At 71.3% G+C, this 22,343-nt stretch carries 18 protein-coding genes and 2 tRNA genes; 3 read left to right on the top strand and 17 right to left on the bottom strand.

The features are described 5' to 3' along the window. Window positions 1–36: 36 nt before the first annotated feature. The 10 genes from RM779_RS29980 to RM779_RS29935 all read right to left on the bottom strand — a co-directional run bounded on the left by RM779_RS29980 (window position 37) and on the right by RM779_RS29935 (window position 13,478). Window positions 37–1,521: a CYTH and CHAD domain-containing protein gene (locus tag RM779_RS29980; RefSeq protein WP_311620931.1), complete on the bottom strand. Its 1,485-nt coding sequence runs from the start codon at window positions 1,519–1,521 to the stop codon at window positions 37–39. Window positions 1,522–1,602: 81 nt separating this feature from the next. Continuing rightward, on the bottom strand, window positions 1,603–2,796 hold the full coding sequence (locus tag RM779_RS29975; protein WP_311620930.1) for an FtsW/RodA/SpoVE family cell cycle protein: 1,194 nt from the start codon (window positions 2,794–2,796) through the stop codon (window positions 1,603–1,605). Between the two features lie 34 nt (window positions 2,797–2,830). Further along, window positions 2,831–5,206 carry a penicillin-binding protein 2 gene (gene mrdA, locus RM779_RS29970; protein ID WP_311620929.1) on the bottom strand — a complete coding sequence of 792 codons (2,376 nt, stop codon included), beginning with the start codon at window positions 5,204–5,206 and terminating at the stop codon, window positions 2,831–2,833. Between the two features lie 40 nt (window positions 5,207–5,246). Continuing rightward, window positions 5,247–5,960: a rod shape-determining protein MreD gene (gene mreD / locus RM779_RS29965; protein ID WP_311620928.1), complete on the bottom strand. Its 714-nt coding sequence runs from the start codon at window positions 5,958–5,960 to the stop codon at window positions 5,247–5,249. Between the two features lie 3 nt (window positions 5,961–5,963). Then, window positions 5,964–6,950 (bottom strand): rod shape-determining protein MreC, encoded by a 987-nt coding sequence (mreC, locus tag RM779_RS29960; protein WP_077061383.1) that lies wholly within the window; start codon window positions 6,948–6,950, stop codon window positions 5,964–5,966. A 121-nt stretch (window positions 6,951–7,071) separates the two neighbouring features. Continuing rightward, window positions 7,072–8,091: a rod shape-determining protein gene (locus RM779_RS29955; RefSeq protein ID WP_077063569.1), complete on the bottom strand. Its 1,020-nt coding sequence runs from the start codon at window positions 8,089–8,091 to the stop codon at window positions 7,072–7,074. Between the two features lie 332 nt (window positions 8,092–8,423). After that, complete coding sequence (gene ndk, locus RM779_RS29950) at window positions 8,424–8,837, bottom strand: nucleoside-diphosphate kinase (protein ID WP_311620927.1); 414 nt, start codon at window positions 8,835–8,837, stop codon at window positions 8,424–8,426. A 105-nt stretch (window positions 8,838–8,942) separates the two neighbouring features. Then, entirely contained in the window at window positions 8,943–9,272 is a 330-nt protein-coding gene (locus RM779_RS29945) for a DUF4233 domain-containing protein (RefSeq protein ID WP_311620926.1), read from the bottom strand. After that, window positions 9,272–10,813, bottom strand: a complete 1,542-nt coding sequence (gene folC / locus RM779_RS29940; RefSeq protein ID WP_311620925.1) for a bifunctional tetrahydrofolate synthase/dihydrofolate synthase — start codon at window positions 10,811–10,813, stop codon at window positions 9,272–9,274. The genes RM779_RS29945 and folC overlap by 1 nt, the downstream gene beginning before the upstream one ends. Before the next feature lie 37 nt (window positions 10,814–10,850). Beyond that, window positions 10,851–13,478 carry a valine--tRNA ligase gene (locus RM779_RS29935; protein WP_311620924.1) on the bottom strand — a complete coding sequence of 876 codons (2,628 nt, stop codon included), beginning with the start codon at window positions 13,476–13,478 and terminating at the stop codon, window positions 10,851–10,853. A gap of 203 nt (window positions 13,479–13,681) precedes the next feature. Between RM779_RS29935 and RM779_RS29930 the strand changes: the two genes are divergently transcribed. Next, window positions 13,682–14,767: a hypothetical protein gene (locus tag RM779_RS29930; protein WP_311620923.1), complete on the top strand. Its 1,086-nt coding sequence runs from the start codon at window positions 13,682–13,684 to the stop codon at window positions 14,765–14,767. 84 nt (window positions 14,768–14,851) lie between these two features. Here the strand turns inward: RM779_RS29930 and clpX are convergent, their stop codons facing one another. The 5 genes from clpX to RM779_RS29905 form a co-directional block, all read right to left on the bottom strand. Continuing rightward, window positions 14,852–16,153: an ATP-dependent Clp protease ATP-binding subunit ClpX gene (clpX, locus tag RM779_RS29925; RefSeq protein WP_311620922.1), complete on the bottom strand. Its 1,302-nt coding sequence runs from the start codon at window positions 16,151–16,153 to the stop codon at window positions 14,852–14,854. A gap of 190 nt (window positions 16,154–16,343) precedes the next feature. Further along, window positions 16,344–16,994 carry an ATP-dependent Clp protease proteolytic subunit gene (locus tag RM779_RS29920; RefSeq protein WP_311620921.1) on the bottom strand — a complete coding sequence of 217 codons (651 nt, stop codon included), beginning with the start codon at window positions 16,992–16,994 and terminating at the stop codon, window positions 16,344–16,346. Window positions 16,995–17,055: 61 nt separating this feature from the next. Then, the gene (locus tag RM779_RS29915) at window positions 17,056–17,670 is read right to left on the bottom strand and encodes an ATP-dependent Clp protease proteolytic subunit (RefSeq protein ID WP_077061375.1); all 615 of its coding nucleotides are present in this window, start codon (window positions 17,668–17,670) and stop codon (window positions 17,056–17,058) included. 135 nt (window positions 17,671–17,805) lie between these two features. Beyond that, window positions 17,806–19,221, bottom strand: coding sequence for a trigger factor (gene tig / locus RM779_RS29910; RefSeq protein WP_311620920.1), 1,416 nt, complete (start codon window positions 19,219–19,221; stop codon window positions 17,806–17,808). Between the two features lie 100 nt (window positions 19,222–19,321). After that, window positions 19,322–19,398: transfer RNA gene (locus RM779_RS29905), tRNA-Pro, on the bottom strand. A 118-nt stretch (window positions 19,399–19,516) separates the two neighbouring features. Between RM779_RS29905 and RM779_RS29900 the strand changes: the two genes are divergently transcribed. Continuing rightward, a tRNA-Gly gene (locus tag RM779_RS29900) sits at window positions 19,517–19,587 on the top strand. Between the two features lie 51 nt (window positions 19,588–19,638). On the opposite strand, the gene RM779_RS29895 is transcribed toward RM779_RS29900, so the two are convergent. Next, window positions 19,639–19,857 carry a hypothetical protein gene (locus RM779_RS29895; RefSeq protein ID WP_077061373.1) on the bottom strand — a complete coding sequence of 73 codons (219 nt, stop codon included), beginning with the start codon at window positions 19,855–19,857 and terminating at the stop codon, window positions 19,639–19,641. A gap of 472 nt (window positions 19,858–20,329) precedes the next feature. On the opposite strand from RM779_RS29895, the gene RM779_RS29890 reads away from it, so the two are divergent. Continuing rightward, window positions 20,330–21,505, top strand: a complete 1,176-nt coding sequence (locus RM779_RS29890) for an acyltransferase family protein (protein WP_394813422.1) — start codon at window positions 20,330–20,332, stop codon at window positions 21,503–21,505. 10 nt (window positions 21,506–21,515) lie between these two features. On the opposite strand, the gene RM779_RS29885 is transcribed toward RM779_RS29890, so the two are convergent. Then, a complete protein-coding gene (locus RM779_RS29885; protein WP_311620918.1) occupies window positions 21,516–22,271 on the bottom strand; it encodes a M23 family metallopeptidase in 756 nt (251 codons plus the stop codon). Between the last annotated feature and the right edge of the window lie 72 nt (window positions 22,272–22,343).

Below are 22,343 nucleotides of genomic sequence, written 5' to 3'. Positions count from 1 at the left end.
TTCTGGCAGGGCGGTGACGGTTGTGGGCTGGATCATTCAGCGTACCCGCAAGCGGTCCGCCGCCCGTTCCCCGGCCGCGGCCAGCGCGGTCTCCCGGCCGTGCAGGGCCCCGTAGGTGAACGAGGGCTCGCCCGCCGCCTCGGCCTCCGCCGCGACCTGGCGCAGTGCGGCCCTGGCGACCACGCTGTCGTGGTGGTCGCCGAGCACCCGCTGCACGCGCTTGAACCGCTTGCCCGTCCGGCGGGCCTTCTTGCCCAGCGCGGGCCGCGCCGCCTCCGCCGCGTACCTGGCGCGTTTGGCGGCCTTGCGGGCCCGGTGCAGGGCGGCATCGCGGCCGGGCCCCGGCTCGGCGGCCAGGGCAGCGTCGAGCCGCCGCGCCAGGCGGTCGCCCTCGCGGCGCAGCGTTTTCGCCATGGCCTTGGCGGCCGGCCGCCCCGCCGCGTCGGTCAGGGGCGGCGAGGTCCCGAGCAGCAGGTCGAGGGTGTCGAGCAGCGACAGGTACCGCGGGCTGTCCAGGGCCGCGGTGACGCGGGCCCTGGACGCCTGCCGCGCGATGCCGTCGCGGCGGGCCAGGCGCAGTGGCACCGGGCCGCGCACCAGCTCTGGCGGCAACTCGGCCAGCCGCGTCCCGAGGCGCTCCGCGAGCACCTCGCGGTCGCGGTCGACGCCGAGTTCGCCCGCGAGCCAGCGCAGTTCCTCCCCGAGCGGCTTCGTCGCCGCGCGGTCCAGGGTCTTGCCGTGGCTGCGCAGGCAGCTGCGCAGCCGCCGGGTGGCGACCCGCATGCGGTGAACGGCGTCGGGCTGTTCGCGGCGCACCGCGGGGTCGAGGCCGACGAGGATCTCCCACTGGCGGCGGGCGTAGGCAAGGACGTCGCCGCCCGCGGTGCCGCCCGCGGCGTCGGGCGCCGCCCAGGCGGTGGCCTCGGCGGTCTCGGCGAGGGCGCGGGCCAGCTTGGAGGCGCTGCCCGAGGGTCGGAGACCGGCGGCGGCCAGCCGTTCCTCCACCGCGTCCAGGACGGCCGGGTCGGCGCCGTCGGCCAGTTCGACCTCGATCTCGGTCCACTCGGCGGTGCGCCCGTCGCGCCGGGCGGTGACCATGTCGACGGCCACCTCGCCGAGAGCGGTGCCCTCCGCGTCGAGGAGGAGCCGCCGGCGGCGGTCGGTGTGCAGGCTGACGATTGCGCCGATCGGCTCCCGGCGGACGCGGGAGCGCACCAGCGCGAGCAGCGAGTCGGGCAGCCGGTCGGTGAGCGGGGCTCTGATCTCCTCGCGCGAGGAGCCGCCCAGCGGCAGTTTCAGGTGCCAGCCGTCGTCGGCGCCGCCGGTGCGGCGGCGCAGTGTGACGCCGCCGGCGGCGAGGCGCCGGTCGACGGTGTCGTAGTACACGGCGTCCAGGAGCAGGCCGCCGGGGTCGCGTGTGGTGTGCACCGGCCCGGTGCCCGCCAGCTCGGGCAGCGGCACCGGCCCTTCGTACTTGCGCTCGGTTTCCTTCGTGCTGCTGATTCCCTGTTCCGTCGTCATGCCCGTCCTCGTCCGTCGCGTGCTGTCCCGTCCCAACGAGCCCTACGAGTAGGCAGGAGACGCCCGGCGCAAACGGACGTTTCAGGCGGCGGAGAGCGGGCGTTTCATGCGGACCGACTGGAGGAGCCCGATCGCGACCCACACGGCGAACATCGACGTGCCGCCATAGGAGAGGAACGGCAGCGGCAGGCCCGCGACGGGCATGATGCCCAGGGCCATGCCGATGTTCTCGAAGCACTGGAACGCGAGCCAGGCGACGATGCCGGCCGCGATGATGGTGCTGTACAGGTCGGTGGCGCCGCGGGCGATGCGCAGCGCCCGCCACAGGACTATGCCTATCAGCACGATGATCCCGCCCGCCCCGATGAAGCCGAGCTCCTCGGCGGCGACGGTGAAGATGAAGTCGGTGTGCTGTTCGGGCACGAACTGGCCGGTGGTCTGGGTGCCCTGGAAGAGGCCCTTGCCGTCGAGGCCGCCCGACCCGATGGCGATTCTCGCCTGGTTGGTGTTGTAGCCCACGCCCGCCGGGTCCCGGGACGGGTCGGCGAACGCGGCGAATCGGTCGAGCTGGTACTGGTCGAGCACCCCCAGCGCCCAGACCAGCACCGCCGCGGCTATCCCGGCCAGGACGAGGCCGATCGACCACCGCAGCGGCGCGCCGGAGGCCAGGAGTGCGCCGAGGACGATCATGCCGAGGATCATGGCCATGCCCATGTCGTCGATGACGACGATGGCCAGCGGCGCCCCGGCCAGCGCGAGCGCCTGCAACACGGCACGGCTGCCCGGGTAGTCGCGGTCCCCCGCGTCCACCTGGGCCGCGAGTATCAGCGCCATGCCGAGCACGACGGCGACCTTGGCGAACTCGCCGGGCTGGAGGGTGTACCCGCCGAGCGAGAGCCAGGCCCGCTGCCCGTTGATCTCCGTGCCCAGCGGGCTGAACACCAGCAGCATCGCGCCCAGCGAGAAGGTGTAGAGCAACGGCACGGCGCTGCGCAGCCGCTGGTGCCCCAGCCACATGACGCCGATGGCGAGCGCGATGCCGACGGCCAGGTTTATGCCCTGTCTGACCAGGAAGAACTGGGGGTCGCCGCCGTTTATCTCGGTGCGGTTGCGCGTCGCCGACCACACCAGCACCGCGCCGAGCACGGACAGCGCCAGCGCGGCGAGCAGCAGTATCCAGTCGACGCGGCGGGCCACCGAGTCGCGGGCGGCGAGCCGGCGCCACGTGCTCTTGCGCGCGGCCGGCCCGCCGAGGGTCAGGGTGTGAACACTCACCGGATATCCGTTCGTCCTGCCGTGGTGCGGCCCGTCACTCGTTCTGCCGCCGGTCGGGCGGCAGGCCCGGCGGTGCCTCCCCCGCCGGGCTGCCCGGCACTTCGGGCGGCAGGTCCTCCGTCACCGCCCCCACGGGTCCTTCGACGGCGTCCTGCGGCTCTCCCGGCGGCGGCGAGCCCTGCACGCCGCCCTGCCGCACGTCCTGGCCCGGCTCCGCGGCGGGGTCGCCGGCCTGGTCGGCCCCTTCGCCGCCTGCCGCCTCCTCGTCCGCGCCCTCGTCCGCGCCCTCGCCCGCGCCCTCGCCTTCGTTCTCGTCCTGCTCGGGAACGATGGCGCCGGTCTCGTCGATCGGCGGCAGGTCGCGGTGCGGCTCGGGGAGGAGGGCCGCGTCCTCGTTGACGGAACCGCCGGAGACGCCGTAGATCGCCTCCCAGATGTTCCGCACGGCCGGGCCCGAGGCGCCCGAGCCGGTGCCGGCCTGGGCGATGGTCATGACCACCGTGTAGTCCTCGGAGTAGGTGGCCAGCCACGACGTGGTCTGCCTGTCCCCCGACGCCTCCGCGGTGCCGGTCTTGGCCCGCAGCGGAATCTCGTTCTGCGGCCACCCGCCGAAGCGCCAGGCGGCGCTGCCGTCGCCGGTGACGACGCCCGCGGTGGCGTCCCGCAGGTCTTCCATCGTCGCCTCGTCCACGGGCAGCTCGCCCGCCGCCTGCGGCTCGAACTCCTCGACGACCTCGCCGTCCGCGGCGATCACCGCGCGGCCCACCTGCGGGGTGTAGAGGGTGCCCCCGTTGCCCAGGGCCGCGTAGATGGAGGCCAGCTGGATCGGGGTGACCAGCACGTCGCCCTGGCCGATGCTGAAGTTGAGCATGTCACCGGCGCGCATCTTCATGCCCTCGGTGCAGTTCTCACGGGCGATCTGCGCGGCGTAGTCGTCGCGGTCGGAATCGGCGATCTCGCACCACGATTCCTCGTTCAGCTCCCAGTACTCCTGCTTCCACTCCCGGTCCGGAATGCGGCCGGGCGCCTCGTTCGGCAGGTCGATGCCGGTGGGGGCGCCGAGGCCGAAGTCGTGCGCGGTGCGGAACAGCCAGTCGTCGGGATCGTCGACGGGGTCGATACCGCCGTCGTTCTGCCACTCGCGGTGGGCGATGCCGTAGAACACCGTGTTGCAGGAGACCTCGATGGCGCGGCCGAGGCTGATCGGCCCGTAGGAGGAGGACTCGAAGTTGCGGAACGTCTGCCCGCCGACGTCGTACGAGGAGGAGCAGTTGTACCGGCCGTCGAAGTCGTACCCGGCCTGGACGGCCGCGGCGGTCGTCACCACCTTGAACGTCGACCCGGGCGGGCCCTGGCCCTGGATGGCCCGGTTCAGCAGCGGGTCGTTGGCGTCCTCGTCGGTCAGGGCGGCGTAGTCGCCGCTGGAGATGCCGCCGACCCAGACGTTGGGGTCGTAGTCGGGGGCCGAGGCCATCGAGACCACGCGGCCCGTGTCGTTCTCGATGACGACGGCCGAGCCGGCGTCCGCCTCGTAGTTGCGCCCCGAGATGTCGTCGTACTCCTGCCGCGCGGCCTCCATGGCGCCGACCAGCTCACGCTCGACCACGGCCTGGACCCGGGAGTCGATCGTGGTGACCACGTTGGCGCCGGCCTCGGCGTGCCGGCTCTCGGCCTCGCCGAGCACGCGGCCGAACTTGTCCACCTCGTAACGGGTAACGCCCGCGTCGCCGCGCAAATAGCTGTCATACGTCCGTTCGAGGCCGGAACGCCCGATCTGGTCGGACCGCAGCAGCGGCGCGTCGGTGTCCTCCGTCTCCTGGACCTCGTCGTCGGTGACCGGCGAGAGGTAGCCGAGGACCTGCGCGGTGTTCGCGCCCTCGGGCGCGGGGTAGCGACGCACGGCGCTCGGCTCGGCGCTCACGCCGGGGAAGTCCTCGGCGCGCTCGCGGATCTGGAGGGCCTGCTGGGTGGTGGCCTCGTCGGTGATGGGGATGGGCTGGTAGGGCGACCCGTTCCAGCAGGGCTGCGGCGTCTCGGCGTCGCACAGCCGCACCTGGTTGGTGATGTCCTCCATCGACATGCCGAGCAGCTCGGCGAGGCGGGCGAGCACCGCCTCGCCGTCGTCCGGCAGCCGGCTGAGCTTGGAGCGGTCGACGGAGACGACGAGCCGCGTCTCGTTGTCGGCGATGGGCACGCCCCGCGCGTCGAGGATGGCGCCGCGCACCGCGGGCTGCACCACCTGCTGCACGTGGTTGCCGGCCGCCTCGGCCGCGAACTCGTCGCCCTGCCGGATCTGGAGATACCACAGGCGTCCGCCGAGCGTGAGCAGCAGCGAGAACACCAGTATCTGGATGACGACCAGCCTGATCGTGACGCGCGATGTGCGCCCGGTCTCCGGGATGTTGGTCACAGCACCTCCCCGCGGGCGGACCCGGTCGATTCCTGCCGCCTCACAGGCGCTTCACTCCCTTGATGCGCCCGGCCCGGTTGCGGGCCGACCGGCCGAGCAGCGTGGGTCGCCGCGCCCCGAGCCTGGCGGCCTTCCCGTAGCGGGTGCGGCGCGGCGTGCGGCCGCGCGGCCCGCCACCGCCGCCGCCCAGCCATCTGACGGCCGTGTCGCCGCCGCCGGAGGCGCCGGAGCCGCCGTCCCCGGCGAGCGGGTCGCTCTCCAGGCGGCGCGCGAGGCTCATCACCAGCGGCACCGCGAACGGCGCGAGCAGCAGATCGTAGATGGTGGCGGTGACCAGCAGGTCGGTGAGCCCGACGCCGCGCGCCGCGGTGTCCCCGACGAGCGCGCCGACGCCCGCGTACAGCAGGGTCGACGTCACGGCGCCCGCCGCGACCACCAGCATCGGCACGGTGGCGGAACGGTGCTGGCCCGTCTCCGGCTTGGTGAGCCCGGCCGCGTACCCGATGACGCACAGCACCAGGGCGTAACGGCCGACCGCGTGGTCGGCGGGCGGCGCGAGGTCGGCGAGCAGCCCGGCGGCGAAGCCGGTGAGGCAGCCGCCGACGTGCCCGTACACCAGGGCGAGGCCGAGCACCGTGAGCAGCAGCAGGTCGGGGACCGCGCCGGGCAGTTGGAGCCGGGCCAGGACGCTGACCTGGAGCATCAGGGCCACGACCACGAGGATGAGCGCGAGCAGCGCGCGGGAGACTCGCATCGGTCAGCTCCTGGTCGCCGGGTCGTCGTCTTCCCCGCCGCCGTCGGCGGCTCCTGCGTCCGCGTCCGCGTCGGCGTCGGCGCCCGCGTCGCCGTCCCGCTCCTGCTCCTCGTTGCGCGCCTCGTCCTCCGGGCGCGGCGGCAGCACCGAGTCGCGCGGATTGTCGCGGGGCGGCTCGACGACGACGCCCACGAGGTCGAGCTGCGTGAACGCCACGTACGGCTGGACCTGGACCGTCCTGGTCAGATCGCCCGTCGAACGCTCGACGTTGACGACCTCGCCGACCGGAACGCCCGGCACGAACGGCCGGTTCTCCTCGGAGCCGAAGGTCACCATGCGGTCGCCCTCCTGGACCCGGGCCTGCTGGTTGATCAGCTGCACGTCCAGCGTGTTGTCGCCGCGGCCCGTCGCGAGGCCCAGCTCCTCGCTGCCCTCCAGGCGCGTGCCGACGGTGAAACCGGGGTCGTTGGCCAGCAGCACCGTGGCGGTGCCGGGGCCGACGGTGGTGACGCGGCCGACGAGCCCGTCCCCGTTCAGCACGGTCATGTCGCGGGTGAGGCCGTCCTCGCTGCCCGCGTCGATCGTCACGGTCCAGGAGAAGCCCTGCGCGGCGCCGATCGCGATGACCTGGGCTCCGACGATGCCGTACTGCCCGGCGCCCGCGGTGCGCAGCATCTCGTCCAGCTGCTCTATCCGCGAATCGCGGTGCTCCTCGCTGCCCAACTGCTGCCGCAGCTCCGCGTTCTCGCGCTCCAGCTCGCTGATGCGCGTCCGGCGGTCGCCGGACTCCCGGACGGCCGAGATCGCGTTGGCGACCGGGTCAACCGCGCCGGCGACACCCTCCTCGACCGGCCCGAACACGGAGGCGGCGGCCTCTCTGGCGCCGTCCAGCGGGGAGTTGTCACCGCTGCGGATGTCCATGGTGATCAGGGCGAAGGCGACGGAGACCAGCAGAACGAGTAGCAGCCGGCTCTCTCGGGTGTCCCTCACGTGCGGCGGCCGTGCCTTTCTGGTCGGTCAGGGGAATCGTCGGTCACTGGGCCAACGATCCGCCACGCGGATTGGTGTCCCTCCACGCGGCGGACCGAAGCGGGCGTGGCGCGCCCGGCGGTCACCGCCGGGGCTGCGCGTCCAGGACCTGCTGCAGCGCCTCGAACTCCTCGACGCACTTGCCCGAGCCGAGCGCCACCGAGTCCAGCGGGTCCTCGGCGATGTGGATCGGCATGCCCGTTTCCTTGCGCAACCGTTCGTCAAGGCCGCGCAGCAGGGCGCCGCCGCCGGTGAGGACGATGCCGCGGTCCATGATGTCGCCTGACAGCTCGGGCGGGCACTTGTCCAGCGTCGTCTTGACCGCGTCCACGATCGCGTTGACCGGCTCCTCCATGGCCTTGCGCACCTCCGCGGAGGAGATGACCACGGTCTTCGGCAGACCGCTCACCAGGTCGCGCCCGCGGATCTCCGTGTGCTCGTCCTGGTCCATGTCGTGCGCCGAACCAATGGTGATCTTGATGCTCTCCGCCGATCGCTCGCCAAGCAGGAGGCTGTATTCCTTCTTGATGTGCTGGATGATCGCATTGTCCAGCTCATCGCCCGCGGTGCGGATCGACTGCGCCGTCACGATGCCGCCCAGCGAGATCACCGCGACCTCGGTGGTGCCGCCGCCGATGTCCACCACCATGTTGCCTGTCGCCTCGTGGACCGGCAGGCCCGAACCGATCGCCGCCGCCATCGGCTCCTCGATGATGTGCACCTGCCGCGCGCCGGCCTGCGTGGACGCCTCGATGACGGCACGCCGCTCCACGCCGGTGATCCCCGAGGGCACGCACACGACGACCCGGGGGCGGGCCAGATAGCGGCGCTTGTGGATTTTCAGAATGAAGTAGCGGAGCATCCGCTCGGTGATCTCGAAGTCGGCGATGACGCCGTCCTTCAGCGGGCGGACCGCCACGATGTTGCCGGGGGTCCGGCCGATCATCTTCTTCGCCTCGGCGCCCACCGCGAGAATGCCACCGGTGTTGGTGTTGATGGCGACGACCGACGGCTCGTTGAGGACAATCCCGCGACCTCTGACGTACACCAGCGTGTTGGCGGTCCCGAGGTCGACTGCCATGTCACGTCCGATGAACGACATATTGTTCGCCATAGGGATACATCTGGCCTTCCAGCTGGAGCGATTTGTGCAAGGAGGTCGGCGTGAGTGCGATGAGCGGTGCGCCTGCGGGCCTCCCCGCTTGCGCGGGGAAAGCGGCGGCGATGCCATCGTATCCACGGCCGGTCGAACACGGAGCGCCGGAGCGCCGGTTTCGCCATTGTCGGCGGAACGTGGCCCACCCTCCATCATGGTGACGGCGTGTTCGGGGGGCGGGTTCCCTCGTTCGACTGTACCCAGCGGAATGGAAGACTGCATTCAGGCGAACTTCGCAGGTCGCGCGGTGCGCTGCCGCCACCGGCCGCGGAGCGCGTTCAGACGAGGCCGGGGAAAAAGATCTTCAGCTCGCGTTCGGCGGACTCCTCCGAGTCCGAGGCGTGAATCAGGTTCTCGCGCACGATCGTGCCGAAGTCGCCGCGGATCGACCCGGGCGCGGCGGCGATCGGGTCCGTCGGGCCCGCCAGCGTCCGCAGGCCCTCGATGACCCGTTCGCCCTCGACGACCAGCACGACGCTGGGGGCGGCGGACATGAAATCGAGCAGCGGCGCGTAGAAGGGGCGGCCGACGTGCTCCGCATAATGCGTCTGAAGCGTGTCCCGGTCCAGCGTGCGCAGCTCGATCGCGGTAATCGTCCAGCCCGCCTTGCGCTCGATCCGGCCGATGATCTCTCCGATCAGGCCCCTGGCGACCGCGTCAGGCTTGAGGATGACAAGAGTGCGCTGGCTCATATCGGGCAGCTCCGGGGGAAGAGGGGCGAGCGAGGCCAGCATGAGGGTACCGGGCCCGCGCCCGCGGCCCGACGCCGGTCCCGCCCGTGGCGGCCGGGGGCGGCCTCAGGCCGCCGCGCGGGCCGCCTTCAGCCGGTCCACCTCGCGGCCGAAGTGGACCGACGCCCACCACAGACCGGCGAACGCCCCGCCCAGCAGGAACATCACGGGCAGCACGAAACCGGAGGCGATCAGGCCCGCCTGGAGCGCCCAGCCCAGATGCACGCCGGCCGGGCGGCCGAGCATGCCGCACAGCAGCAGGCACAGCACCATGGCCGTGCCGCTGACCGCCCAGAGGGTGCCCGTGGGCACGTCGGAAATCCGCATGGCCACCAGACCCGCGAGGCCGATCACGACGAACTCCCCGACGAGCGTGCCGGCGCAGAGCGTGCGCATCAGCGGGACCCCCCGAGCAGCAGCCTGGCTTCCCCGACCGTGATCACCGAGCCCGTGACGAGCACGCCCGCGCCCGCGTACTCGTGCTCCTCCTCGGCCAGCGCGATCGCCGCGTCCAGCGCCTCGTCGAGGCGCGGCTCGACGACGACGCGCTCCTCGCCGAAGACCTCGACCGCCACCCCGGCCAGCCGGTCGGCGTCCAGCGCGCGGTGGCTCCCGTTCTGCGTGATCACCACCTCGGTCAGGATCGGCTCGAACGCCTCCAGCAGGCCGCGCACGTCCTTGCCCTCGCTCGCGCCGACGACGCCGATGAGGCGGCTGAAGCCGAACGCCTCGGTGACCGCCGCCGCGGCGGCCTGCGCCCCGGGCGGATTGTGCGCCGCGTCGAGCAGAACGGTGGGGCTGCTGCGCACCACTTCGAGCCGCCCGGGCGAGGTCACGGCCGCGAACGCCTCGCGCACCACGTCCACGTCCAGGGTCCTGGCCTCTCCCCCGGCGCCCACGGCGGCGCCGACGCCGAAGAACGCCTCGACCGCCGCGAGGGCGACGGCCGCGTTGTGCGCCATGTGCTCCCCGTACAGCGGGAGGAAGAGCTCCGGGTACTCGCCACCGAGCCCGCGCAGCGTCAGCAGCTGCCCGCCGACGGCCATCTCCCGTGCGAGGACGCCGAATTCGAGGCCCTCCCTGGCCACCGTCGCGTTTTCCTCGACGGCGCGTCGCAGGATCACGGAGGCGGCGTCGATCGGCTGCTGGGCGAGCACCACGCGGGCGTCGGCCTTGATGATCCCGGCCTTCTCGACCGCGATCTTCTCGGGCGTGTCGCCCAGCCGCTCGGTGTGGTCGAGGCCGATGGGGGTGACCACCGCGACCTGGCCGTCGATGACATTGGTCGCGTCCCAGGTGCCGCCCATGCCGACCTCGACGATCGCCACGTCCACCGGCGCGTCGGCGAACGTCGCGTACGCCATGCCCGTGAGCACCTCGAAGAACGACAGCCGGTAGTCCTCCCGGGCATCGACCAGCTCGACGTAGGGCTTGACGTCCTCGTAGGCGGCGACGAAGCGCTCGGCCGGCACCGGCGCCCCGTCCAGGCTGATGCGCTCGGTGATGGACTGGACGTGCGGGCTGCTGAAGCGGCCGGTGCGCAGCTCGAACGCGGTGAGCAGCGTCTCGATCATGCGAGCGGTACTCGTCTTGCCGTTCGTCCCCGTGACGTGGATGGCCGGGTACGCGCGCTGCGGCTCGCCGAGCACATCCATCAGCGCGCGGATGCGGACCACCGAGGGGTCCAGCTTGGTCTCCGGCCAGCGCTTGGACAGCTCGGTCTCGACCTCGCGCAGCGCCCGGTCGGTCTCCGGGTCGGCGGGGCGGCCCGGCAGGTCCGCCTCCCGCGAAGCACCGGCCTGGGTGCGCAGGGTGCGGCTGCCCGCCTCGATCACCGCGAGGTCGGGGTCGCGGGCCCCCTCGGCGGCCACGATGTCTTCGAACTCTTCCAGGGGACCGCCGGAGTCGGGCGTGTCCGGCGCGGGTGTGTCGCTCACACGGCCAGTCTACGGACGTCCGCAGACAGCCCCGCGGTCACGGGAGGCCCGCCAGCTGGGTGCGGATGCGCTCGATGTCGGCGCGTGCGGTGTCCTGGCGCACGCGGATCTTGTCGATCACGGGCGCGGGCGCCTTGGCCAGGAAGCTCTCGTTGCCGAGCTTGGCCGTGGTCTGCGCCAGCTCCTTCTCCGCGGCGGCCAGGTCCTTGGCCAGGCGCTTGCGCTCGGCCTCGAAGTCGATGGCCCCGGACAGGTCGAGCGCGACGGTGGCGCCCGCCACCGGCAGCGTGGCGGTCGCGTGGAAGCCCTCGCCGGCCGGCTGGAGGCGCAGCAGGGCGCGCACCGCCTCCTCGTGCGCGCCGAGCCGGGTGCCCGCGAGGTCGAGGGCGGCCGGAACGCGCTGGCCGGGCTGGAGGCCCTGGTCGGCGCGGAACCTGCGGACCTCGGTGACCAACTGCCGCACGGCGTCGATCTCCTCCTCCGCGGCCAGGTCGCGGAAGCCGGTGTCGGCGGGCCAGTCGGCGACGACGACCGACTCGCCGCCGGTGAGCGTGGTCCACAACTCCTCGGTGACGAACGGCATCACCGGGTGCAGCAGCCGCAGCGTGACGTCGAGGACCTCGCCGAGCACGCGCCGGGAGACCTCGGCGGGGCGCCCGCCGGCGGCGAAGGTCGTCTTGCTCAGCTCGACGTACCAGTCGAAGACCTCGTCCCAGGCGAAGTGGAAGAGGGCATCGCTGAGCTTGGCGAACTGGTAGTCGTCGTAGTAGGCGTCGACCTCGGCGATCGTCGCGTTGAGCCGCGAGAGGACCCACCGGTCGGTCGCGGACAGCTCCTCCGCGCCGGGCAGCGGCCCTTCGACGGTGGCGCCGTTGAGCAGGGCGAAACGCGTCGCGTTCCACACTTTGTTGGCGAAATTGCGCGAAGCCTGCACCCAGTCCTCACCGACGGGCACGTCGACGCCGGGGTTGGCCCCGCGGGCCAGCGTGAAGCGGACGGCGTCGGACCCGTAGGCGTCCATCCACTCCAGCGGATTGATCACATTGCCGAACGACCGCGACATCTTCTTGCCGAACTGGTCGCGGACCATGCCGTGGAGGGCGATCGTACGGAACGGCGGGGCGCCGTCCATCGCGTAGAGGCCGAACATCATCATCCTGGCGACCCAGAAGAAGAGGATGTCGTAGCCGGTGACCAGCACCGAGTTCGGATAGAACTTCTCCAGGCTCGCGGTGCGCTCCGGCCAGCCGAGGGTGGAGAACGGCCACAGTCCCGAGGAGAACCAGGTGTCCAGCACGTCGGTGTCCTGGTGCCAGCCGGGGCCGGACGGCGGCTCCTCGTCCGGGCCGACGCAGCGGACCTCGCCGCCGGGGCCGTACCAGACGGGGATGCGGTGCCCCCACCACAACTGGCGGGAAATGCACCAGTCGTGCAGATTGTCCACCCACTCGAAGTACCGGGAGGACATCTCCTTGGGGTGGATGGCGACCCGCCCGTCGCGGACGGCGTCCCCCGCCTCCTTGGCCAGCGGGCCGACCTTCACCCACCACTGCATGGACAGCCGCGGCTCGATGGTGGTCTGGCAGCGCGAGCAGTGCCCGACGGAGTGCTGATACGGGCGCTTCTCGGCAACGATGCGCCCCTCGGCGCGCAACGCCCCGACGACCGCGGACCTGGCCTCCAGCCGGTCGAGGCCCTGGAACGGCCCCGGCGCGGTGATCACGGCGCGCTCGTCCATGACCGTCAGCTGCGGCAGGCCGTGCCGGCGGCCGATCTCGAAGTCGTTCGGATCGTGGGCCGGGGTGACCTTGACCGCGCCGGTCCCGAACTCGGGGTCGACGTGCTCGTCGGCGACCACCGGGATCGAGCGGCCGGTCAGCGGCAGTTCGACCGTCCTGCCGATCAGGTGCGCGTACCGCTCGTCGTCCGGGTGCACGGCCACGGCGGTGTCGCCGAGCATCGTCTCGGCGCGGGTGGTCGCGACCACGACCGAGTCCTCGCCCTCGCCGTAGCGGATGGAGACCAGCTCGCCGTCGTCCTCCTGGTACGCCACCTCGATGTCGGAGATGGCGGTCAGGCAGCGCGGACACCAGTTGATGATGCGCTCGGCCCGGTAGATCAGCCCGTCGTCGTACAGCCGCTTGAAGATCGTCTGAACGGCGCGGGACAGCCCCTCGTCCATGGTGAACCGGTCGCGCGACCAGTCGACGCCGTCGCCGAGCCGCCGCATCTGGCCCTGGATCTGGCCGCCGGACTCCGCCTTCCACCGCCAGACGCGCTCCACGAAGGCGTCGCGCCCGAGGTCGTGCCGGGAGGCGCCCTCCGCGGCGAGCTGCCGCTCGACCGCATTCTGCGTGGCGATGCCCGCGTGGTCCATGCCCGGCTGCCACAGCGTCTCGAAGCCCTGCATCCGCTTCCGGCGCGTGAGGGCGTCGATCAGCGTGTGCTCGAAGGCGTGCCCGATGTGCAGACTCCCGTACACGTTCGGCGGGGGGATGACGATGGTGTACGCGTCCTTGCCGCTGGCGGCGTCCGCCGTGAAGTACCCGCGCTCAACCCAGCGTTCGTACAGCCTCTCCTCTACGTCGGCCGGCGTGTACTGCGTCGGCAGATCGGCAGGGGCGCTGCGGGGCCCGTCGGCGGGCGGCTGGGTGTTCTCGGTCACGGGTCAAGTCTATGAGGAGCCATGTCCCGAATTCGAATCGGTTGCGCTCGGCGGCCCTTTGACGCCGGGGCCCCGCCCACGGCGGCGGCTTCCGAGAAGCCCGGGGGCCGCGAATGTACAGGAAGGCATCTCGTCAGACAGGATGGTCGGAGGTATCGCGTACGAACAACTGCGCAGCAGACAGCTCCTAAAGGGGAAGCGCCATGAGTCATAACCAGCCGGGCCCGTACGGCCAGCAACCCCCGCAGGGCCCGCCGCCAGGACAGCCAGGACCGTACGGGGCGCAGCCACCGCAGGGCCCGCCGCCGGGCGGCGGGCCGTACGGACAGGGCGGCGCCCCGGGCGGACCGCCGCCCGGCGGTGGCTACGGCTTCCCCCAGCAGCCAGGTCAGCCCGCCCCGCCCCCCGGCGCGCCGGGCGTGCCGGGTCAGCCGGGCCCGCCCCCCGGGGCGCCCGGCGGGTACGGGCAGCCGCAGCCGCCCGGCCCCTACGGCCAGCAGCCGCCGCAGGGCCCGCCGCCGTACGGGCAGGGTCCCCCGCCGCCCGGCGGGGCGCCGGGCGGCGGGGCGCCGGGCGGCGGGAAGAACAAGACGACGCTCGTCGTCATCGCCGTGGTCGCCGCGCTCGCGGTGATCGGCGGCGGCGCGTTCTTCGTCCTCGGCGGTGACGACGAGGGCGGCGCGACCGGCGCCCCCTCCGACGACGGCACCGCCTACACGCTGAGCCTTCCCGAGACCAGCGGCGACTTCCAGCGGGCCCCCGACCAGGGCGGCATGCAGATGCCGGACGAGCAGGAGCAGGCCGAGCTGGGCCTGTCCGGAATGGAGGGCGACAGCGGTACGTACGCCACCTTCCAGCCCGAGGACATCCCCCCGCCCGGCAGCGTGGTCTCCATCGTCGGCGGCATGTGGGGCGAGGTGCCCGACCCCGAGGCCGGCGTCGACGCGCTGTTCGCCCTGGCCGCCGAGGAGGCGTCGGGCGACACCGAGATGGAGCTGGTCGACAGCCCCAGCGACTTCAGCGACGACCAGGCGTACGTCAAGTGCCAGGCGGCGCGCGGCCTGGAGAACGACCCCGACCTCGGCTACCGGGCCGAGGCGTCGGTGTGCGTCTGGGCGGACTACAGCACCATGGGCATCGTGATCCTCACGCCGACGCCCGACCTCCCGGCGGACTTCGACCCGAACGCGACCGAGATGCCGGAGCTGAGCGCGCCCGAGCCGATCGCCCTTCAGGAGAGCGCGGACATCACCAAGGAGTTCCGCACGAACTCGCTCCAGGAGGCGTGAGCCGCCCGGGGCGGACACGAACGACGGGGCCGGACCGCGAGCGCGCGGTCCGGCCCCGCTCCTGATTCCTGCGGGCCGAGAACTCTAGGCCGTCTTCTCCTGCGGCGGAACGGCACCGCCGCGCTGCTGCTTGCTCAGCCGGGAACGCGGGACCAGCGTCGGATTGACGTTGGACCGCACCACCTCTTCGGTGACCAGGACCTGGCCCACGTCCTGCCGGGAGGGCACCTCGTACATCACGGATTCGAGGACTTCCTCCATGATCGCGCGCAGGCCACGGGCGCCGGTGCCCCGCAGAATGGCCTGGTCGGCGATCGCCTCCAACGCGGGCAGATCGAACTCCAGCTCCACCCCGTCCAGCTCGAACAGCCGCTGGTACTGCTTGACCAGCGCGTTGCGCGGCTCGACGAGGATGCGCAGCAGCGCCTCGCGGTCCAGATTGTGCACCGAGGTGATCACGGGGAGACGGCCGATGAACTCCGGGATCATGCCGTACTTCACCATGTCCTCGGGCAGCGCGTCCGTCAGCAGCTGCGCGGTGTTCCGGTCGCGCTTCGACCGGATGTCGGCGCCGAAGCCGATGCCCCGGGCGCCAGAACGGGCCCGGATGATCTCGTCCAGGCCCGCGAAGGCCCCGCCCACGATGAACAGCACGTTGGAGGTGTCGATCTGGAGGAACTCCTGGTGCGGGTGCTTGCGCCCGCCCTGCGGCGGCACCGCCGCCGTGGTGCCCTCAAGGATCTTCAGCAGGGCCTGCTGGACGCCCTCCCCGGAGACGTCGCGGGTGATCGACGGGTTTTCGCTCTTGCGGGCGACCTTGTCGATCTCGTCGATGTAGATGATGCCCTGCTCGGCCTTCTTGATGTCGTAGTCCGCGGCCTGGATGAGCTTGAGCAGGATGTTTTCCACGTCCTCGCCGACGTAGCCCGCCTCCGTCAGCGCGGTGGCGTCCGTGATGGCGAACGGAACGTTGAGCATGCGGGCCAGTGTCTGCGCCAACAGGGTCTTGCCCGAGCCGGTCGGGCCCAGGAGCAGGATGTTGGACTTGGCCAGCTCGATCTCCTCGTCGCGCGAGCCCGAGTCCGCCTCGCTCGCCCGCACGCGCTTGTAGTGGTTGTACACGGCAACCGAGAGCGCCTTCTTGGCGTCTTCCTGGCCGACCACATAACTTTCCAGGAAATCGAAGATCTCGCGCGGCTTCGGGAGCTCGCTGAGGTCCGAGTCGGGCGACTCGGCCAGCTCCTCCTCGATGATCTCGTTGCAGAGATCGATGCACTCGTCGCAGATGTAGACCCCCGGACCCGCGATGAGCTTCTTCACCTGTTTCTGGCTCTTGCCGCAGAACGAGCACTTGAGCAGATCGCCGCCATCACCGATGCGTGCCACGAGGTGCTTCCCCTTCGCCTGCGCACCGCCGGGGAGACGGTGCACTCATGCTTTCTGAAGACGACGGTACCTTGTCGCCGCGGTGGAATGGCCCCCCTTGACGGGAATCCCCCTCCACGGGGCCTTCCCGTCAATAAGGGGTGGCCAGTCGTCCTCTTGCGTTGTCCTGTCGAGTGGTGCCGGTGACGGCTCAGACGGCCGTCGTGGTGCGCGTGGTCACGATCTGGTCGATCAGGCCGTACGCCACCGATTCCTCAGCGGTGAGGATCTTGTCGCGCTCGATGTCGTCGCGGATCTGCTCGATCGGCTGGGTGGAGTGCTTGGCCAGCATCTCCTCCAGCTGCACGCGCATCCGCTGCACCTCGCGCGCCGCGATCTCCAGGTCGGAGACCTGCCCGCGCCCGGTCTCGGAGTAGGGCTGGTGGATGAGCACCCGCGCGTTCGGCAGGGCCATGCGCTTGCCGCGCGTGCCGGCCGCGAGCAGCACGGCCGCGGCGGAGGCCGCCTGGCCCATGCACACCGTCTGGATCTCCGGCTTCACGAACTCCATCGTGTCGTAGATCGCGGTCAGCGCGGTGAACGAGCCGCCGGGGCTGTTGATGTAGATCTGGATGTCGCGGTCCGGGTCCATCGACTCCAGGCACAGCAGCTGCGCCATCACGTCGTTGGCCGAGGCGTCGTCGATCTGGACGCCGAGGAAGATCACGCGCTCCTCGAACAGCTTGGCGTACGGGTCGTACTCCCGCACACCCTGCGAGGTCCGCTCGACGAAGCGCGGAATGACGTAGCGGGACTCGGCGGGGAGCCGGTCGTAGAGGCCGGAGCCGGGGAAGGAGTTCATCGGTTGTGTACCGCCTTGGTCGTTGGCTTTCGATCGGGGCTGCGGGGCGGGCAGGGCGGGCTCAGGCGCCCGTGCCGCCGCCGCCCGCGATGTCGGCCGCGCTGGTGATGACCCGGTCGATCAGGCCGTAGTCACGGGCCTCCTCGACGGTGAACCAGCGGTCCCGGTCGGCGTCCCGCTCCCACTGCTCGATGCTCACACCCGAGTGCTCGGCGGAGAGCTTGGCCATCTTGGCCTTGGTGCGCAGCAGCTGCTCCGCGTGGATCTTGATGTCCGACGCGGAGCCGGCCAGGCCGGCGGAGGGCTGGTGGATCAGGATGTCGGCGTTGGGCAGCGCGTAGCGCTTGCCCGGGGCGCCGGCCGTCAGCAGGAACTGGCCCATCGAGGCGGCCAGGCCCATGGCGATGGTGACCACGTCGTTCTTGATGTACTGCATGGTGTCGTAGATCGCCATGCCGGCCTGGATGGAGCCGCCGGGGCTGTTGATGTAGAGGAAGATGTCCTTGTCCGGATCGGCGGCCAGAAGCAGCAGCTGCGCGGTGATCCGGTTGGCGATGTCATCGTCGACCGGCTGTCCCAGGAAGATGATCCGCTCGTCGAGCAGCCGGTTGTAAACCTGATCGCCGAGGCTGCCATTCTTCGGCTCCGCCATGGCGGAAGGCATCAAGAGCGTCACGTATCCACCTGCTCATTCTCGGACGGCCACGCGTACGCCCGGCCGTCGCTTGACATCTGCGTTGTACCTACGGACCCTAACGCGCTGTCCCGACCGACCCATCCCGACCTGGGAACTGTTCGCTGTGAGCGCAGGTCAGTCGTCGGCCTTCGCGGTGCCCTCGGCAGCGGTGCCCTCGGCAGCGGCGTCCCCGGCCTCGGCCGTCGCGTCCTGGCCCGCCTCGTCCGCGTCCGCGTCCTCGTCCTCGTCGAGGTGGACCGGCTCGCCGTTGCTGTCGTTCACGGTGACGGACTCGACGACGGCGGCCAGCGCCTTGCCCCGGCGGACCTCGCCGACCAGCATCTGCACCTGGCCGCCCTCGACGACGGCCTTGGCGAACTGGTCGGGGCCCATGCCCGAGGACTGCGCGCGGCGCATCAGGTGCTCGGTCAGCTCCTCCTGGCTGACGCTGAGCTTCTCCTGCTTGGCGACCTCGTCCAGCACGAACTGGGTGCGGATGCCCTTCTCGGCCTGCTCCTTCAGCTCGGCCTCGAACTCCTCAAGGGACTTCTCCTGGAGCGCCAGGTAGGCGTCCAGGTCCATCCCCAGCTGGCCGAGCTGGTGGTGCTCCAGATTGTGCTTGCGGGTCTCGACCTCGTCCGCGAGCAGCTTCTGCGGGATCGGGACCTCGACCAGCTCGAGCAGCGCGTCCAGCACCTTCTCCTGGGCCTCGGTGGCCTGCTGGTACTTCTTCTCGTCGGCCAGCCGCTTGCGGCTGTCCTCACGCAGCTCCTCCAGCGTGTCGAACTCGCTCGCGAGCTGGGCGAACTCGTCGTCCAGCTCAGGCAGTTCGCGACTGGAAACCGACTCGACCTTGACCGAGACCTCGGCCTCGCTGCCGGCGCGGGAGCCGCCCTTCAGCTCGCTGGTGAACGTGGCGGTGCCGCCGGCCTCCAGGCCGGTGACGGCCTCGTCCAGGCCGTCCAGCATCTGACCCGAGCCGATGGTGTAGCTCACACCGGAGGCGACGCCGTCCTCCAGGACCTCGCCGTCGACGCGGGCCTCCAGGTCGATCTTGACCTCGTCGCCCTCGGCGGCGGCCCGCTCGACGACGGTGGAGGAGGCGAAGCGCTCGCGCAGCCGCTCGACGGCGGAGTCGATGTCCTCGTCGCTGACCTCGACGGCGTCGACGGTGACCTCGATGCCGGAGTAGTCCGGAATCTCGATCTCCGGACGGATGTCCACCTCGGCGGTGAACGTCAGCAGCTCGTTGTCCTTCAGCTCGGTGATGTCCACCTCGGGCTGGCCGAGCGGGCTGATCTCGCCCTCGGTGATCGCTTCGCTGTAGAACTTCGGAAGCGCTTCGTTCACCGCCTCTTCCAGCACCGCGCCGCGGCCGAAACGCTGGTCGATGATGCGGGCCGGGATCTTGCCCTTGCGGAAGCCCGGCACCTGCACCTGCTGGTTGATCTTCCGGTACGCCGCGTCGAGGCTGGGCTTGAGCTCCTCGAAGGGCACCTCGACAGTGAGCCGAACCCGGGTGGGGTTCAGGGTCTCCACGGCGCTCTTCACGGTCGGTCTCCTTGGGGCTGGCATCAAGAGGGCTGGCGCGATTTTCTGAAGGAGCCCCTTACGCGGACACACGACAGGCGCGCGGGTCATTCATAGTACGTGGTCGGGGTGGCCGGATTCGAACCGACGGCCTTCCGCTCCCAAAGCGGACGCGCTGCCAAGCTGCGCCACACCCCGCAGAGGCTCACGACGCGACACGTAGCGTACAGGGCCGCACGCGGTGAGGTTTCCCCGGGACCGGCGGCACCCCGGCCCGCCCGCACGACACAGGGGCACTGCTACGATGCACACCGTCGCGGGCGTAGCTCAATGGTAGAGCCCTGGTCTTCCAAACCAGCTACGCGGGTTCGATTCCCGTCGCCCGCTCCGTGTTGCAGGGCCCGGCCCCCCTCGGGGTGCCGGGCCTTGTGTGTCGGGTCACTCGCCGCCCGAGTCGTTGATGGAGTCGTCCACATTGTCGACCGCGTCGGTGACCCCGTTCAGGAAGTCCTCTATGGGGTCGGCCGCGCCGGTGGACGCGAGGGAGAAGCCGAAGAGGATCGCCACGATGGCCGGTCCCCACTTGATCACCCCGCCGCGGATCATGAAGAACATGATCACGCCGAACAGCAGGGCCAGAGAGAACGAAATAACCACAACTGATCACACCTTCGGAAGGTTCGCCTCTGCTCCGTCAGGGGCTTGACCACGGCCGCCGCACCCCCGCAGGCACCATCGTGCCATCAACGAGAGGTGCCGTGGAGAGCGGTGACGCACCGTCCGGTCGACCTGTACACCTCCCCCATGTCCTGCGTACCAAGGTGTCACGTTATCGTCCCGTTAGCTTCGACGATCATTTCCACGGGTAATTCCCCGGCTCTCGCGGGCGGCGCGGGATTGGGTCGCCGCGCGGCCGTTCCGCTGCGGCCGGCGCGCGGACCGGCGCGCGGCCGGCAGGCTCGCACGCGGTGATACGCCGCATTTAAGCCGGTCAATTCATGCCATTTCGGACGTCGGATCGATCCATGCGCGCTCAGTCGCCCGATTCACGACGTGCCACCGCATAATCCACCGGCCATGATGTCCACACAATTTACGGACCCCCCGCGGGCCCGCTATCGTGCGGACAATGTTGCACGTCCGTAATCAACGAGCCCCTTTGCCCACGGCACGGGCCGAGGCGGCTGACCCCCCACCGACAGTCACGGACGGCTCGGCACGGGTGAAGCCGCGCGACCCCTACTTCGACAACGCCAAGTACCTGGCGATCCTCCTGGTGGCCGTGGGCCACGCCTGGACGCCGCTGCGGGACGACTCACGGACCGCCTCGGCCCTCTACCTCTTCGTCTACACCTTCCACATGCCGGCGTTCATCCTCATCGCCGGCTACTTCTCCCGCAACTACACCGGCAGGCCGGACCAGCTGAAGCGCCTGATCACCGGTGTCGGGGTGCCGTACCTGATCTTCGAGGCCGGGTACGTCCTGTTCAAGCGCTGGGGCACCGACAACCCCGCCGCACCGTTCAGCCTGCTCGACCCCTACTACGTCACCTGGTTCCTGGTCGCCCTGTTCATCTGGCGGCTGACCGCGCCGGTCTGGCGGATCGTCCGCTGGCCGGTGCCGGTCTCGCTCGCCATCGCGGTCCTCGCGTCCGTGTCCCCCCACATCGGCAACGACCTGAACCTCCAGCGGGTGCTCCAGCTCCTGCCGTTCTTCGTCATCGGGCTCCACCTGCGCCGCGAGCACTTCCACTGGGTACGCGAGCGCTGGGTGCAACTGCTCGCCGTGCCCGCGGTGCTGACCGCCCTCGTCGTCGCCTGGTGGGCGGTGCCGCGGATGGAGCACAGCTGGTTCTACCGCACCAACAGCGCCCAGGACATGGGCGCGGAGTGGTGGGCAGGCGTGGTGATGACGCCCGCCCTCTTCGGCTGCGGTCTGCTGCTCACCGCCTGCTTCCTGGCGTTCGTGCCGGAACGCCGCATGTGGTTCACGGCGCTCGGCGCCGGCACGATCTACGGCTACCTGCTGCACGGCTTCGTCGCCAAGGCGTCGCGCTGGTGGGACTGGTACGCGGCGGACTGGGTCAACTCCCCCGGCGGCCGGGTGGTGGTGACGGTGATCGGCGCCGCCGTGGTCACCGTGCTGTGCACGGCGCCGGTGCGGCGGGCGTTCCGCGTCCTGGTGGAGCCGTCCATGGACTGGGCGTTCCGCAAGGACACCGGCACCGGCACCGGCACCGGCACCGGCACCGGCGGCAAGGACACCGGCACCGGCGGCCGCCGCCCGGCCAGAACCGGGAGTTGAGCTTCGGCCGCTACACCCGGACGCCGTGCCGGGCCAGGTAGGCCACGGGGTCGACGTCCGTGCCGTACGTGCGGTCGGCCCGTACCTCGAAGTGCAGGTGCGGGCCGGTGCTGCGCCCGGTGTCGCCGCTGTCCCCGACGGCGGTGCCGCCGTTCACGTCCTGGCCGGTGCGCACCGAGATCTCCGACAGGTGCGCGTACAGCGTGAAGTAGCCGTCCGGCATCTCCACGACCACGGCGTTTCCGTAGTCCCCCGCGTACTCGGCGAGGACCACCGTGCCCGGGCCGACGGAACGGACGGGGGTGCCGACCGGCGTCGCCCAGTCGATGCCCGTGTGGTACCCGGCCGCCCAGCCGCCAGGGATGCCGTAGGAGGCCGACACCGGGTGGCCCGTCACCGGCTCCGTCCAGCGCTCGGCCGCCACCGCCGGGCGGGCGGGGGCGACGTCGGCGGCCTCGGGGCGGGCGGGGAAGAAGTCGGCGGCCTCGGGGAGCGGGCCGAAGGGGATGTCGTACAGGCCGGCCGCCCAGGGCCCCGGCACGCCGCCCGCGGCCGGCCAGAAGTACGGTGCCGCGTCCTGCGTTCCGGCGAACGCGTCCTCGTGACCGACGGCGGGCACCGTCCACGGTCCCGTTATCACCAGCGAGCCCAGCAGCGTGCAGCCGACGGCACGGCGGGCCAGCCGGGCGGAAGTTGTCCTGCGGCGCGCGGCGGCGGGCCTGCCCGGCGCGGGATTTCCGGTGGCGGTGCTTCGCGTGTGGTTCATGACACCGAGCCAAAAACACGGCGGGCGCCCGCGCATCCGCCCGCCGCCCGCGCGCACCGCCGATCGGCGGAC

Origin of the sequence: Streptomyces johnsoniae (assembly GCF_031845565.1) — a bacterium.
GTDB lineage: Bacteria > Actinomycetota > Actinomycetes > Streptomycetales > Streptomycetaceae > Streptomyces > Streptomyces johnsoniae.
The sequence above is the reverse complement of the archived record's forward strand: the minus strand, read 5'-3'. Positions and strand labels throughout refer to the sequence as shown.

Coding starts and splice junctions, on each gene's coding strand:
- RM779_RS29980 (WP_311620931.1), bottom strand. CDS start 1,521: ATGACGACGGAACAGGGAATCAGCAGCACGAAGGAAACCGAGCGCAAG.
- mreD (WP_311620928.1), bottom strand. CDS start 5,960: ATGCGAGTCTCCCGCGCGCTGCTCGCGCTCATCCTCGTGGTCGTGGCC.
- RM779_RS29955 (WP_077063569.1), bottom strand. CDS start 8,091: ATGTCGTTCATCGGACGTGACATGGCAGTCGACCTCGGGACCGCCAAC.
- ndk (WP_311620927.1), bottom strand. CDS start 8,837: ATGAGCCAGCGCACTCTTGTCATCCTCAAGCCTGACGCGGTCGCCAGG.
- RM779_RS29945 (WP_311620926.1), bottom strand. CDS start 9,272: ATGCGCACGCTCTGCGCCGGCACGCTCGTCGGGGAGTTCGTCGTGATC.
- RM779_RS29930 (WP_311620923.1), top strand. CDS start 13,682: ATGAGTCATAACCAGCCGGGCCCGTACGGCCAGCAACCCCCGCAGGGC.
- RM779_RS29920 (WP_311620921.1), bottom strand. CDS start 16,994: ATGAACTCCTTCCCCGGCTCCGGCCTCTACGACCGGCTCCCCGCCGAG.
- RM779_RS29890 (WP_394813422.1), top strand. CDS start 20,330: ATGTTGCACGTCCGTAATCAACGAGCCCCTTTGCCCACGGCACGGGCC.
- RM779_RS29885 (WP_311620918.1), bottom strand. CDS start 22,271: ATGAACCACACGCGAAGCACCGCCACCGGAAATCCCGCGCCGGGCAGG.